This window comes from Kitasatospora sp. NPDC059462 (assembly GCF_042749955.1).
In the GTDB taxonomy this organism is placed as follows: Bacteria; Actinomycetota; Actinomycetes; order Streptomycetales; family Streptomycetaceae; genus Kitasatospora.
Genome location: NZ_JBHYUU010000016.1, coordinates 38,375 through 50,500 on the forward strand (window position 1 = coordinate 38,375; position 12,126 = coordinate 50,500).

The 12,126-nt window shown below is 73.0% G+C and carries 11 protein-coding genes and 1 pseudogene; 3 read left to right on the forward strand and 9 right to left on the reverse strand.

What is annotated here, in order from left to right; genetic code table 11:
• Positions 1–22: 22 nt before the first annotated feature.
• The 3 genes from ACFXAM_RS07210 to ACFXAM_RS07220 form a co-directional block, all read right to left on the reverse strand.
• Complete coding sequence (locus ACFXAM_RS07210) at positions 23–460, reverse strand: hypothetical protein (RefSeq protein WP_380288280.1); 438 nt, start codon at positions 458–460, stop codon at positions 23–25.
• On the reverse strand, positions 457–2,073 hold the full coding sequence (locus ACFXAM_RS07215; protein WP_380288282.1) for an APC family permease: 1,617 nt from the start codon (positions 2,071–2,073) through the stop codon (positions 457–459). Before ACFXAM_RS07215 ends, ACFXAM_RS07210 begins: the two co-directional genes overlap by 4 nt.
• 177 nt (positions 2,074–2,250) lie before the next feature.
• Positions 2,251–3,567, reverse strand: a complete 1,317-nt coding sequence (locus ACFXAM_RS07220; RefSeq protein WP_380288284.1) for an MFS transporter — start codon at positions 3,565–3,567, stop codon at positions 2,251–2,253.
• Between the two features lie 136 nt (positions 3,568–3,703).
• Between ACFXAM_RS07220 and ACFXAM_RS07225 the strand changes: the two genes are divergently transcribed.
• Positions 3,704–4,438, forward strand: a complete 735-nt coding sequence (locus ACFXAM_RS07225) for an ArsR/SmtB family transcription factor (RefSeq protein ID WP_380288286.1) — start codon at positions 3,704–3,706, stop codon at positions 4,436–4,438.
• Between the two features lie 41 nt (positions 4,439–4,479).
• The gene (locus tag ACFXAM_RS07230; RefSeq protein ID WP_380288288.1) at positions 4,480–4,977 is read left to right on the forward strand and encodes a hypothetical protein; all 498 of its coding nucleotides are present in this window, start codon (positions 4,480–4,482) and stop codon (positions 4,975–4,977) included.
• 303 nt (positions 4,978–5,280) lie between these two features.
• On the opposite strand, the gene ACFXAM_RS07235 is transcribed toward ACFXAM_RS07230, so the two are convergent.
• The 4 genes and pseudogenes from ACFXAM_RS07235 to ACFXAM_RS07250 form a co-directional block, all read right to left on the reverse strand.
• Positions 5,281–5,529 carry a hypothetical protein gene (locus tag ACFXAM_RS07235; RefSeq protein WP_380288290.1) on the reverse strand — a complete coding sequence of 83 codons (249 nt, stop codon included), beginning with the start codon at positions 5,527–5,529 and terminating at the stop codon, positions 5,281–5,283.
• A 417-nt stretch (positions 5,530–5,946) separates the two neighbouring features.
• The gene (locus tag ACFXAM_RS07240) at positions 5,947–7,113 is read right to left on the reverse strand and encodes a glycoside hydrolase family 1 protein (protein WP_380288352.1); all 1,167 of its coding nucleotides are present in this window, start codon (positions 7,111–7,113) and stop codon (positions 5,947–5,949) included.
• A gap of 216 nt (positions 7,114–7,329) precedes the next feature.
• Positions 7,330–8,046 (reverse strand): annotated as a pseudogene (locus tag ACFXAM_RS07245) (tyrosine-protein phosphatase); the annotation flags it as partial.
• Between the two features lie 289 nt (positions 8,047–8,335).
• Positions 8,336–9,898: an ABC transporter substrate-binding protein gene (locus tag ACFXAM_RS07250; protein WP_380288292.1), complete on the reverse strand. Its 1,563-nt coding sequence runs from the start codon at positions 9,896–9,898 to the stop codon at positions 8,336–8,338.
• 219 nt (positions 9,899–10,117) lie between these two features.
• On the opposite strand from ACFXAM_RS07250, the gene ACFXAM_RS07255 reads away from it, so the two are divergent.
• A complete protein-coding gene (locus ACFXAM_RS07255; RefSeq protein WP_380288294.1) occupies positions 10,118–10,786 on the forward strand; it encodes a TetR family transcriptional regulator in 669 nt (222 codons plus the stop codon).
• A gap of 21 nt (positions 10,787–10,807) precedes the next feature.
• On the opposite strand, the gene ACFXAM_RS07260 is transcribed toward ACFXAM_RS07255, so the two are convergent.
• Both ACFXAM_RS07260 and ACFXAM_RS07265 read right to left on the reverse strand, forming a co-directional pair.
• On the reverse strand, positions 10,808–10,972 hold the full coding sequence (locus tag ACFXAM_RS07260; protein ID WP_380288296.1) for a hypothetical protein: 165 nt from the start codon (positions 10,970–10,972) through the stop codon (positions 10,808–10,810).
• 273 nt (positions 10,973–11,245) lie between these two features.
• Positions 11,246–11,773, reverse strand: coding sequence for a hypothetical protein (locus tag ACFXAM_RS07265; RefSeq protein ID WP_380288298.1), 528 nt, complete (start codon positions 11,771–11,773; stop codon positions 11,246–11,248).
• Positions 11,774–12,126 lie beyond the last annotated feature (353 nt).

The window sequence follows — 12,126 nt, forward strand, 5'->3', positions numbered from 1 at the left end:
CTGGGGACTGTGGGCCGGGGCGTCAGTTGCGGACGGTGTTCTCCAGCTTGAGGTCGTCGATCTTGTCCTTGATGGCGGCGAGCTTGTCCGGGCAGTACACCGAGAGCACGATCGTCTCCGCCAGGACCACCTCGCGGTCGGAGAGCACCGGACGCTGGCCGGGGCCGGCCGCGCCGGTGGACATGCCGTACTTCCACTGCGCCTGCTGGAGCGCGCCGGCCGGGTCGTCGCAGACGGCGCCGCCGTCCTCGCCCAGGGTGTGCACGATCTGGTCCTGCGACGGCACCGGGTAGCCGGCGGCGGCCAGCGCCTCGGAGAGCTGCTCGGCCTTGCGGTTGGCCTCGTTGGTCTTGTGCAGCTGGCTGTAGGTGAGCAGGCCGGTCACCAGCATGGCGATCAGCAGGACGATCGCGCCGAGGTAGATCCAGCGATGCCGGGAGGCCATCAGGCTGCGGGTCATGCCGCACCTCCGTGCGTCGGGCCGTCGTCCGCACCCGGTCCGTGGTGCCCCGGTCCGTCCGGCCCGGGGTCGGTCGCGTGGCGGAGCTCGGCGGCCTCGATCGCCTCCGCCTCGGCGCGGGCCTGGGCCGAGCGCCAGCCCGGCTTGCGCAGCCGCAGGAACAGCACGGGGATCACCAGGCCCAGCACCAGCAGACCGCCGCCGACGATCGCCACGTACGACCAGACCGAGCCGCTGCCGAACTGCGAGGAGGGCACGAACCCGATCGCCATCGCCGCCGCCGAGGCCACCAGGCCGGTGACCGCGATCGGCACCAGCGCCGGTGCCCGGTAGCCGCGCGGGTGGTCCGGCTGGAGACGGCGCAGCCGGATCGCGGCGGCGAACATCAGCAGGTAGACGATCAGGTACACCTGCGTGGTGATCACCGAGAAGATCCAGTAGGCGCTGGAGACGTTCGGGATCAGGGCGTACGCGAGGGCGATGACCGTGGTGACCACGCCCTGGGTGACCAGCAGGTTCTGCTGGACGCCCGCCCGGTTGAGCCGCTGCAGGAACGGTGGGAGGTAGCCCTCCTGGCGGGAGATCATCAACAGGCCCTTGGACGGCCCGGCGAGCCAGGTGAGCATGCCGCCGAGCGAGGCGGCGACCAGCGCCACCGCGATCACCGGGGTCAGCCAGCCGATGTGGAAGTACTGGAAGAAGGCGTCGAAGGCCTGCATCACACCGGCCGTCAGGCTCAGTTCGCTGGACGGCACCACCCAGCTGATCGCCAGCGCGGGCAGGATGAAGATCGCCAGCACCAGCCCGGAGGCGGTGAACATCGCGCGCGGGAACTCCCGGGCCGGGTTGCGCAGCGAGGAGACGTGCACCGCGTTCATCTCCATGCCGGAGTAGCTGAGGAAGTTGTTGACGATCAGCACCAGGCTGGCCAGGCCGGTCCACTCCGGGAACAGGTGCGCGGCGTCCATCGGGGCGGCGGAGCCGTTGCCCTGGCCGAGGAAGACGAAGCCGAGCACGACGAGCAGCGTGCCGGGGACCAGCGTGCCGATGATCAGGCCCATCGAGGAGAGGCCGGCCACCGCCTGGGTGCCCCGGGCGGAGACCCAGACGCCGGTCCAGTACAGCACCATGATCACGAGTGCGGTGTACGGGCCGTTGCTCGCCAGGGAGGGGTTGACCACGTAGGCGATGGTGGACGCCACGTACGCCAGCAGGGACGGGTAGTAGAAGATCGTCATCGCGAACTGGCACCAGACGGCCAGGAAGCCCAGCGGCTTCGACAGGCCCTCCGACACCCAGCGGTAGACGCCGCCCTCCCAGCCGGACGCCAGCTCGGCGGAGACCAGCGCGGTCGGCAGCAGGAAGACCACGGCCGGCAGGAGGTAGAGGAAGACGCAGGCGAGGCCGTAGACCGCCATGGTCGGGGCGGAGCGGAGGCTGGCCACCGAGGCGGTGGTCATGAAGGCGAGCGTCAGCCAGGACATCCGGGGCGCGTTCGCCAGGGTGGCGGCCGCCGAGCCGGTGCGTTCCCGGGTGGCGGACTCCTGGCCGCCGCCCCCCTGGCCTCCGCCAGGACCGCCCTGGCCGGACGACGGTATGTCCATCGAACTCATGCGTCCTCCTGCGGTGGCCCCGCCGGCGCCGGGCCGTACCCGGTCAGTTCACCCGGTTGGCGAGGGAGGCGCATGCGGCGTGCACCCGCACGGGTGAGCGGAGGATGAGCGGGCGGGCCGTGGGGTGCGGGCGGCGGGCCTGGTCCCGGCGACGGGCGGTGAGCGGGCGTCAGGGCGTCAGGGCGACGGGGTGGCCGCCGGTGTCCGCTCGGGCCAGCCGGAGCGGCGCAGCGTCCGGCCGGCCGTCGCCGGGACCAGGCCCGCCGCGAGCAGCGCCGCCACCGTGCCGAGCGCCGCCGCGGGGGAGAGGTGGTCGAGCAGCAGCCCGCTGCCGACCGTCCCGGCAGGCATCCCGACCGTGAACATCGTCAGCGTCGCGGAGATCACCCGCCCGCGCAGCGCGTCCGGGACCCGGCTGAACACCAGCAGGTCGATCATCACCCGCAGCGTCGGGATCCCCAGGCCCACCATGAACAGCGCCGCGAAGACGGTGACCGGCCCGCCGGGCAGCAGCGGCGCCAGCAGCACCGGGACGGTCAGCCAGGACACCGCGAGCAGCAGCACCCCGGGCCCGGCCGTCCGGTGCAGCCGGCTCACCAGCAGCGCGCCGGCCAGCGCCCCCACGGCCTCCCCGGCCAGGGCCAGCCCGATGCCGGCGCTGGACGTGCCCTGGCCGCGCAGGATCACCATCACCGGCAGCAGCATCGCGGCTCCCGCGACGTTGATCAGCAGGACGACGGCGAGGACCGGGCGCAGCAGGGCGTTGGCTGCCAGGTAGCGGTAGCCGGCCAGCGCGCCGCCGTCCGCGCCGCTGTCCGCGCCGCCGTCCGCAGTGCCGTCCGCGGTGCCGGCCCGGCCCGCCCCGGATTCCGGCCGGCCCGGGAACCGCACCACGAGCGCGGCGGTGAGCGCGAGCAGCGAGGCGACCGCGGTGCCGACGAACGGCGCCGCCCGGCCGAGCCCGAACAGCGCGCCCGCCAGCGGCGGTCCGATCAGACCGGCCCCGCTCATCCGGGCCTCGTCCTGCGCCAGCGCCTGCCGCAGCTGCTCCGGCGGCACCACCGAGCGCACCGCGATCAGCCGGATCGGGCCGGTGTAGGCGATGGTCGCGCCGATCACCACGGCCACCAGCAGGGTGTGTGCGAGGGTCAGCCGGTCCAGCGCCATGGCGGCCGGGACGCTGGCGCAGGCGACCAGCCGGACGCAGTCGCCCGCGATCAGCAGCCGGCGGCGGTCGCAGCGGTCGGCGACCGCGCCGCCGTGGAGGCCGAACAGCAGGGAGGCGCTGATCTGCAGGGCCCCGAACGCCCCGGCGAGCGTGGAGGAACCGGTGAGCGCGAGCAGCAGCAGCGGGTAGGCGGTGTCGGCGATCTGCAGGCCGAGGGTGGCGCCGGCCTGGCCGGCCCAGAGGGCCTGGAAGCGCCAGTTGCGCCGCAGCGGGACGGGCGCGGCGGCCTGCGGCGGGCCGGTCGTGGTCGCGGTCTCCGTACTCATCGGCCGTCTCCCCCTTCTCGACGCTCACTGCAGCGTCACCATTCACGAATGTGTGAATGGTGACGTGAGTGTGACCGGTCGCGCAAGGGTGAACGCTCGATTGCCCGGGTCGGCGGCCATCTGCGAGGGTGGGGCCGTGGTCGAGAACACCGAGAGTGCCGAGAACGCCGACGAGGAGCCCGCCGCCCCGGGCCCCGCCACCCCCGGCCCCGGCTCCGGCCCCGGCGCCCTCAAGGAGCGCCGGGTCGAGGACGCCGCCACCCTCAAGGCCCTGGCCGACCCGCTCCGCCTGGCGATCCTCGACGTCCTGATGGCCGCCCTCGCCTCCGGGCCGCTCACCGCCAAGGAGATCGCGGCCGCGCTCGACGAGCCGCAGACCAAGCTCTACCGCCACATCAAGCAACTGGAGAAGGCCGGACTGGTCCGCGTCGCCGGCACCCGCCTGGTCTCCGGCATCGTCGAGAGCCGCTACGCCCCGGCCCAGGACTCGCTGCGGCTGGCGCCCGAGATCTTCTCGCCCGGCTCACCGACCCGCGCCCACGCCTACGGGGCCATCCTCGCCGCGATGGACCGCGTCCGCGGCGAGTTCCACGCCCGCGCGATGGCCGACCGCGTCGATTTCACCACCTCGCGGGAGGCCTCGGCCCCCGGCCTGCCCGGCATGTTCTCGCACTTCACGTTCCGGCTCACGCCCGACCGGATGCTCCGGCTCCGCGGCCGGCTCGACGAGATCCTCGACGAGTTGCGCGCGGAGGGCGAGAGCGACGCCGACGACGCGGTGGAGGCGACCCTGTTCACGCTGCTGTACGGCGTCCGCCCCGGTCCTGCGGGCGACTCTCGGACTGATACCCGACCGGGCACGGAATCGTAAACGACGGGCGCACCGTCGGTGTCATGGTTCACGATGACTGAATGTCATACGAACTTCAGGCGCTGATCGGCCCGGCGGAACTGGTCGCGGTGGCGGCCGCCGAGGTTTCGGCGGCCCGCCCGCGACCGCTCGCCCAGGGCCTCGCGCTGATCCCGGCCACCCCCGGGTTCCTGACGGCCCTCCGGTTCGGCGACGAGGAGCCGGCCTCCCCGGGCGTCGCCGGCTTCGACTGGTTCTCCGACGGCCTGGAACGCCGGCTCGCCGCCTGGTCCAAGGCCGGCCCGATCGCCTGCGTGGAGGCCGACTACTTCGGCGGCACCGGCATCCAGCGCGCCGCCCTCTGGGCCGACGGCCGGCTCGACCTCGGCCCGTTCACCAGTGGCCCCCTCGAAGCCTTCCCGCCCGAGGGCGGCCCGATCTCCCGCGTCCTGCGCCGCCTCGGCGTCCACGTCCCGGCCGGCACCACCGCCCGCGACGAGTTCGACGCCGCCGGCCTCGACGCCCACCGCACCACCGCCGCCTGGGCCGCCACCCCCTGACGCCCCACCGGACGACGGCGCCCCCGGAAACGACGGCGGCCCCGGTCGGAAGCCCTCTCCAGAGCTCCCGGCCGGGGCCGCCGACCGGCTCAGCGGTAGTTCACGTACTGCATGAGCGCCGCGCTGACCTGCGGATTCATGGCGATCACGGCGCTGACCTGGGAAAACTCATGTCACGAGTTTTCACTGGTCAGCGCCGTTTTCCGCCCGCATGTGCCCTGGATGTGCCCTCGTTTCGCACCTGCGTGCAGTGCTGGGCGCCGAGAGCACGGCCAGTGTGGCGGCGGCTCGGCCAGTGGTTGGTCAGCCGTTGCCGCGCCGGTCGTCGAGGATGATGCGGCGGAACTGCAGTTCAGCGGCCGCCTCGAGTTCGGTGCGCAGGTTCTCCGCCGGCGCGGCACGCAGTGCCTCGATCCCCTCCTCGACGGACGACGCGGCGCCGGTGACGGTGAACAGGTCCAGGACGGTCTCCCAGAAGAGGGACGAGGCCGGAGAAGCGCTGGGGCCGTCCCCCGTGCCGGGTCGGCGGTGGGGTCGGGTGCCGCCGGGCACGGTCCGGCCGGACTCGCTGCCACGCGTTGCCTGCGTCCTGCGGCCGCCGTCAGCCGGGCCCGGCCACCCCGCCGACGTCCTCACCCTGCTGCGCCCGGCTGCGGCCCGGGGAGGAAAGGAAGCCCGCTGGAGCCTGGTGCGGTCGGGTTCCAGCCCCTTCAACACGACACCGGTGCCCACGCCCACGCCCATGGCGATGTCGGGGCAGGGGCTGAAGACATGGTGTACTTCGCGGCTTGTCGGACACGCAGTGAGCCTGGTGTCGAGTGCGGTTCTCGGTGGGGTGGTCCACCCGCTCGGGTGCCGAAGGCGGCTGCCGGGGCGGGGGCGTCGGTGGTGGCGGCGAGGAAATGTGTGACGGCCGGGCCGGTTGGCCGGCCGGGTATCGGCCGGCCAACCGGTGCGCGCGGGTGCCGGTCAGGCTAGGCGGCCCTCGCGGGCGAGGGCGCCGAGCCAGTGGGCGGAGGGCTTCGGGGTGCGCGCGAAGGTCTCCGGGTCCACCGCCACCAGGCCGAAGGTCGGCCGGTAGGAGCCCCACTCGTAGTTGTCGAGCAGGCTCCAGTGCAGGTAGCCGCGGACGTCCACGCCGTCGCGCAGGGCGTCGGCGAGACCGGCCAGCGCCTGCGTGGTGTAGGCGATCCGCTCGGTGTCGTCGGCGGTGGCGATGCCGTTCTCGGTGACCAGCAGCGGCACCTCCGGGCCGACCGTCCCGGCGGTGCGGCGGACCGCCTCACCGAGCGCCTGCGGGTAGTACTCCCAGCCCTTGATCGTGGTGCGGACGCCGTCGGCGACCGGGACCGGGCCGTCCACCCCGACCGGTGCGCGGGTGTAGGCCTGCACGCCGATCCAGTCGTCACCGCGGGCGGCCTCGACGAAGACGTCCTCCCGTCGGCGGGCCAGGGCCGCGACGGTGGCCTCGGCGCCGGGCTCCACGGGGTAGAGGCAGAGGCTGGCGACCGTCCAGCCGATCAGCAGGCGCGGATCGGCCTCGCGCAGCGCGGCGCTCGCCGCGCGGTGGGCCCGCACCAGCGCCTCGGTGATGTCCTCGCCGGGCTCGATCCGGTCGATGTCGCCCTCAACAGCGCCGCCCTCGGTGAACCGCTGCCTGACGGAGTGCATCCGGGCGAGGATGTTCGGCTCGTTGACGGTGGCCACGTACCGGACGCCGTCGAGCACCTCGGTGGCGGCGGTGGCGGCGTACCGGGCGAACAGCTCGGCCGCGTCGGGGGCGAGCCAGCCGCCGGCCTCGGCGAACCACTGCGGCAGGGTGATGTGCTGGAGCGTCACCACCGGGGTGAGGCCGCGGGCCAGCGCGCCCTCCACCATGGCCCGGTAGTGGGCTAGCGCGGCCCGCGAGTACCGGCCCCGCACCGGCTCGATGCGGGCCCACTCGATGCTGAACCGGTAGGCGTTGAAGCCGAGTCCGGCGAGCAGGTCCATGTCCTCGGGCCAGCGGTGGAAGCTGTCGGCGGCGTCGCCGCTCGGCTCGGGGATGAACGAGTTGGTGCGCTGTTCGAAGGCCCACCAGTCGCTGGTGGTGTTGTTGCCCTCGATCTGGTGGGCGGCGGTCGAGGCTCCGAACAGGAACCCTTCCGGTAGGGGGGCACCGCTGACGCGGTCGCCCGCGTGAGCGTAGGCCTGGTGGCTGCAGCAGGAGGGCGGGTCCTCGGTGTCGAAGGGGACGTCCTCGCGGGCGGCCTCGGTGCCGGACTCGCCGGCCGGCCGGGGTGCGTGCGGCTCCGACGGGGCGAGGTGTGCGGGGGTTCCGGAAGGGGCGGTGGCGGTGGCGTTGGTGCGGAAGGCGCGGAGGTCGGCCGGGTCGACGCCGCAGTGCAGGAGGAACTGCTGCGAGCTGCCGTGGCGTGCCCGGATGCCTTCCAGGAACGCCAGGATCGCCTCGGGCGGGGCCTGCAGCAGGAGCGGGGGGAGCGTCGGCTTCCGGTCGGCCGCATCCGGTGCGCGGTTGAGCGGGATGGCGCGGGGGCGCTGGGCCAGTGCGGCGAAGACGTGTGGTACGGCGTCGGCGGAGCGGGCGTAGTCGGCCGCGATGCGTTCGGCGGGTACGTCGAGCAGGTCGAGCAGGAGTGCCACGAGGAGGCCGGTGCGGTCCTTGCCCGCCGCGCAGTGCACCAGCGCGGGGCCGTGCCGCACGATGGTGTGCACGGCGGTGGTGATCGCGGTCGGCGAGGACTCGGCCAGGGCGAGGTAGAAGGCGCCGAGGTCGGCATCGGTGCGCATGGTTGTCATCAGGCGGTCCACGGAATCCGCCGCGGGGGCCAGGGACGCGTCGACGACGGTGATCCCGGCGGCTTCGACGGCTGTCCAGTCGGCCGGCTCGCGTTCGCCGGCGGAGCGCAGGTCCACGACGGCGCGGATTCCCGCGTCGCGCAGTTGGGCGACGGTGTCGGGCCCGGCGCTGGGGAACGCCTGGGCGGAGCGGAAGAGGACGCCGGGCTGGATCCAGGTGTGGTCGGGGTCCGACTGCCGGGCGGGATCGCGGAAGTTGAGCAGGGACATGAGGACCTTTCGGTGGTGCGGGGGCACTGTGTAGTAGAGGGACGGCGGCGTCCGTGTGTCGTCTCGGCGGGCGAGGCGCTGGGGACGCTCTTGGCGCCGGGGTGTCAGGGACGCCGCGGGGTACGGGGGTCGAGAAGGGCGGTGTCCGGCCGGTTCGGGCCGGGGCCGGACCGGTTCAGGGAGTAGGGGCGCTTGTTCGTGGCCGGGTTCCCCCGGCGGTGTGCGGGCTGCCGGCGGTGGGTGGCGGTGCCCGGGCCGCCCGGCCCGGTGGGGCTTGGGGCGGGCGGTGTCACGGCTTTAGCCAGAGGGTGGCCGGGGAGACGTTGACGACGGTCCGCTCGGAGAGGTCGGGCAGGCCGCGGACTTTGGTGGTGGCGATGAAGCCGACCGGGTTCTCGGTGAGGAAGAGCATCGGGGCCTGCTCGACGACGGCCTTGGCGGCCTCGTTGTAGGCGGCGGCCCGCTGGGCCCGGTCCAGTCCGGCGCGTCCGGCGGCGATGGCCTGCTCGGTCTTCGGGTCGCTCCAGCCGGTGAAGTTGTAGGGGGAGCCGGCGCTGAACAGGGTGCTCAGCGCGGTGTCGGTGTCGCCGAACATGCTGGTGACGAAGTCGTGCACCTGGAACTTGCGCTGCACCAGCGAGGTGCCCAGGGCGGCCGGGTCCATCGGCTTGATGGTCACCTTCACGCCGACCTCGCCGAGCATCTGCTGGATGACGGTGGCGCGCTGCTGGCCCTCGGGGCTGTTGCCGATCTGGTACTCGAAGGAGAGGTCGGGGTGGCCGGACTCGGCGAGCAGGGCGCGGGCCCTGGCCGGGTCGTGGGCCGGGTAGCCGGCGGCACCGGCGGCGCGGTAGGGGGAGGTGGAGCTGATCGGGCCGTCCGAGATCTTGCCCTGGCCGAGGTGGACGACCTTCTTGACGGCCTCGCGGTCGATGGCGTACTGGAGGGCCTGGCGGACCCGGGGGTCGTCGAAGGGCGCGGCTTTGGTGTTGAACAGGATGGTGGAGGTGGAGCCGGGGCCGGTGGCGACCCGCAGTCCGTCCTGGGGGGCCTGCTTGAGCTGGGAGGGTGTTTCGGACCAGCTCAAGTCGAGGTCGCCGGAGCGCAGCGACTGGTAGCGGCTGTCGGCGTCGGGCAGCACCCGGTAGACGATCTTGTCGGCGTGGGCCTTGTCGCCCCAGTAGGAGGGGTTGCGGGCGACGGTGACCGAGACGCCCGGCTGGACGCTCTCCACGGTGTAGGGGCCGGAGCCGACGGCGGGTGCGTCGCCGGCCGGGGTCCGGGAGATGTAGCCGAGGGAGCGGGTGAACAGGTTGGGGAAGGCCGCGTTCGGCGTTTTGAGGGTGAAGACGAGGGTGGTGGGGCTGTTCACCGTGGTTCCGCTGATGGTGGCGGCGTCGGCGGCGCAGGAGCACCTGCTCTCGGGCTTGGACAGGCGGGCGACGTGGTCGGCGACGGCCTGGGCGTCCAGCGGGCTGCCGTCGCTGAACGTCACGCCCTCGCGCAGCTCCAGTGTCCAGGCGGTGGCGTCGGTGTTCGGGGTGAACGCCTTGGCCAGGTACGGCTTCACGGTGCCGTTGTCGCCGTTGACCATCAGGGGGTCGTACAGCGCGTTGGCCAGGACCAGCACGGGCTGCGTGGTCAGTGTGCCGTCGGCCGGGTCGAGCTTGGTGAACGGGCGGTCCAGGCCGATTCTGAGTGTGCCGCCGTCGGTCGCCGGGCCGTCGGCGCCCGGGGCCGCCTGGGCGGAGCCGCCGGACAGCGCGTCATCGGCGGCCGAGCAGGCGCCGGCGGTGAGTGCGAGGGCGACGGTGCAGATGGCCGTTGCCAGAACGTGCTTGTGCCGCTTCATGGTTCCTCGGTCTCCTCGGAGGCGTGCCCGTTCGGCTGCCGTCGCGACCCACCATAGAGAAGTGGCACTAGTGCCAAGTGGCACTAGTGCAAACTTTTCGTGGCGAAACACCGACGCCCCGACGCCCGCCTTGAGCACCACCGGCCACCCGTGATTACGTGACCCCGGCCGGGCGGCGCAGCCCCGCCGGACGGTACGGGGCCGGGAACGGGACAAAACATGGACGAACCGGGAGCAGTACCGGTCGCGGTCGGGATGCGCGACCGCAAGAAGGCGCGCACCCGCGAGGTGATCCGGGCGGCCGCACTGGACCTGTTCGAGGAGGAGGGCTTCGAGCAGACCACCATCGAGCACATCTGCGAGCGCGCCGACGTGGCCCGCCGCACTCTCTTCCGCTACTACGCCGCCAAGGAAGCACTCCTCTTCGGCTGGGGCTTCGGCGAACCCATCCTCGACGCCTTCGCCGCCGCCCCCGCGAGCCTCGGCCCGTGGGAGGCCCTCGTGCACGCCCTCGACGCCACCCAGGGCCGGCTCGAGGAACCCGCCGAGGACACCGAAAGACGCCGCGGGCTGCGCCGACGATTCCTCGGCATCCGCACCGTGCACGACTACGCGATCCTTCAGATCGACAACCTCGCGCAGCGCGCGGCCGACATCACCGCCACCCGGCTCGGCGTCGACCCCCTGCGCGACCTGCGCCCGTTCGCACTCGGCGGGGCGCTGGCCGCAATGACACGCCGTCAAGTTCTCCTCGGCGACGACCACGCCCTTGAGGGAAGCTGGGCGGACGCGTTCCGCGACATCCTGTCCACCACGGCCCAGAGCGGCCGGACGAGCGGCGACGGCACGGACGCAGCCTCGCCCGTGCTTCGCCGCGTCCGGCCGTAGCCCGGACCTGGCACGCGTCGGTCAGGAGTGGGCCAGGGCGTCGGCCCGCAGGAAGTCGAACAGGGCCCTCGCCTCGGTCTCGTCGTCGCCGTCGCCGGTGAAGGAGAGCATGGCCTGGAGGACGGCACGGGCGAGGTCACCGACCGCCTGGGCATCGGACCCGGCGCCGCGCGGCTCGCCGAGCACGGTGTGGAGTGGGCGTAGCGGCTGAGTGGCCGGTGGCGGTAAGTAGCTGGGCCCGCGAAGGTCAGGAGCCCGTCACTCTGTGGGGTGACGGGCTCCTGACCGCTGTTCTCTACAAGGCGGCCGAGCCACTCCGCGATGTCGTGGATCTCTGCGAGGTGCGTCCGACGTCCTGATCTCCCGAGTTTCGCCGAGGTGTCCGGGTGGGCCGGGGGCCGGTCGGGACAGCTGCGGCCGCGTGGCGCGGGGTCTTGGCTCGGGTCGGACGGTGGGGGCTCACAGCAGGATCTGCAGGCTGACGGCGGCGGTCAGGGAGGTGTAGCCGGTCGTCAGGCAGATCAGGGGGTTGGGCGCGGGGGCGGTGGCGACCTGGAGGACCGTGGAGCCCGTGAAGCGGCCTGCGGTGACGGTTCCGGAGTTGGTGACCACCAGGGTGCCGGCGATGTTGGACACCGCCCTGGTGTAGGCGTACGTGGTGGTCGAGCCGTCCGCCCAGGTGATGGTCTGCGTGCCGGGGGCGGTTGACAGGAGGTCGATGCAGGAGTAGTCGGGCACGGTGACCTGCACGTGGGCGCTGCCGGGCAGGATTTCTTCGTGGCCGGGTGCCACACAGCCGATGTTGTAGGAGGAGTCGACGGTGACCTCGGTGTCCCGCGGCGTGGCGGTCAGAGGCGGGTCGTAGGCGTTGCGCACCGTGCCTTCGCAGGACACCTGGAGGACGTGGGCCTGTGCCGTCGCGGGCGCGGCGAGGCCGATCAGGGCGAGCAGGAGTGCGACGACGAGCAGTTGCCGTTTTCTGGACACGTTTCCCTCCGGAACCGTGAATGATTCGCACGCTGTGCGAACCGTGGTCCGCCCCGGCATGAGGCGGGGCTGAGGGAAGTATGAGTCGTGACGGTTCCACATTCCAGGGCTGGCGTTTTCCGCTTGGGGTGGGGAGGTGCGCACGGAGCGTGTTGCCGGTCCGCGCGCCTTTCGTGCGGGCCGGGCGCGCCGCCCGCGAAGGCGGGGCATGTGTTGCCGGTCGGACTCGGCGTGAACACCGGGGTGCCGTGGTGGGGCGCGATGTGCGGTGGTCGTGCGCGCTCACCTGCGCTACGGCGGGCGGTACCTGAGGGGGAGTGTTTCCAAGGACCGCTGCGGCGAGAAGCCAGTTC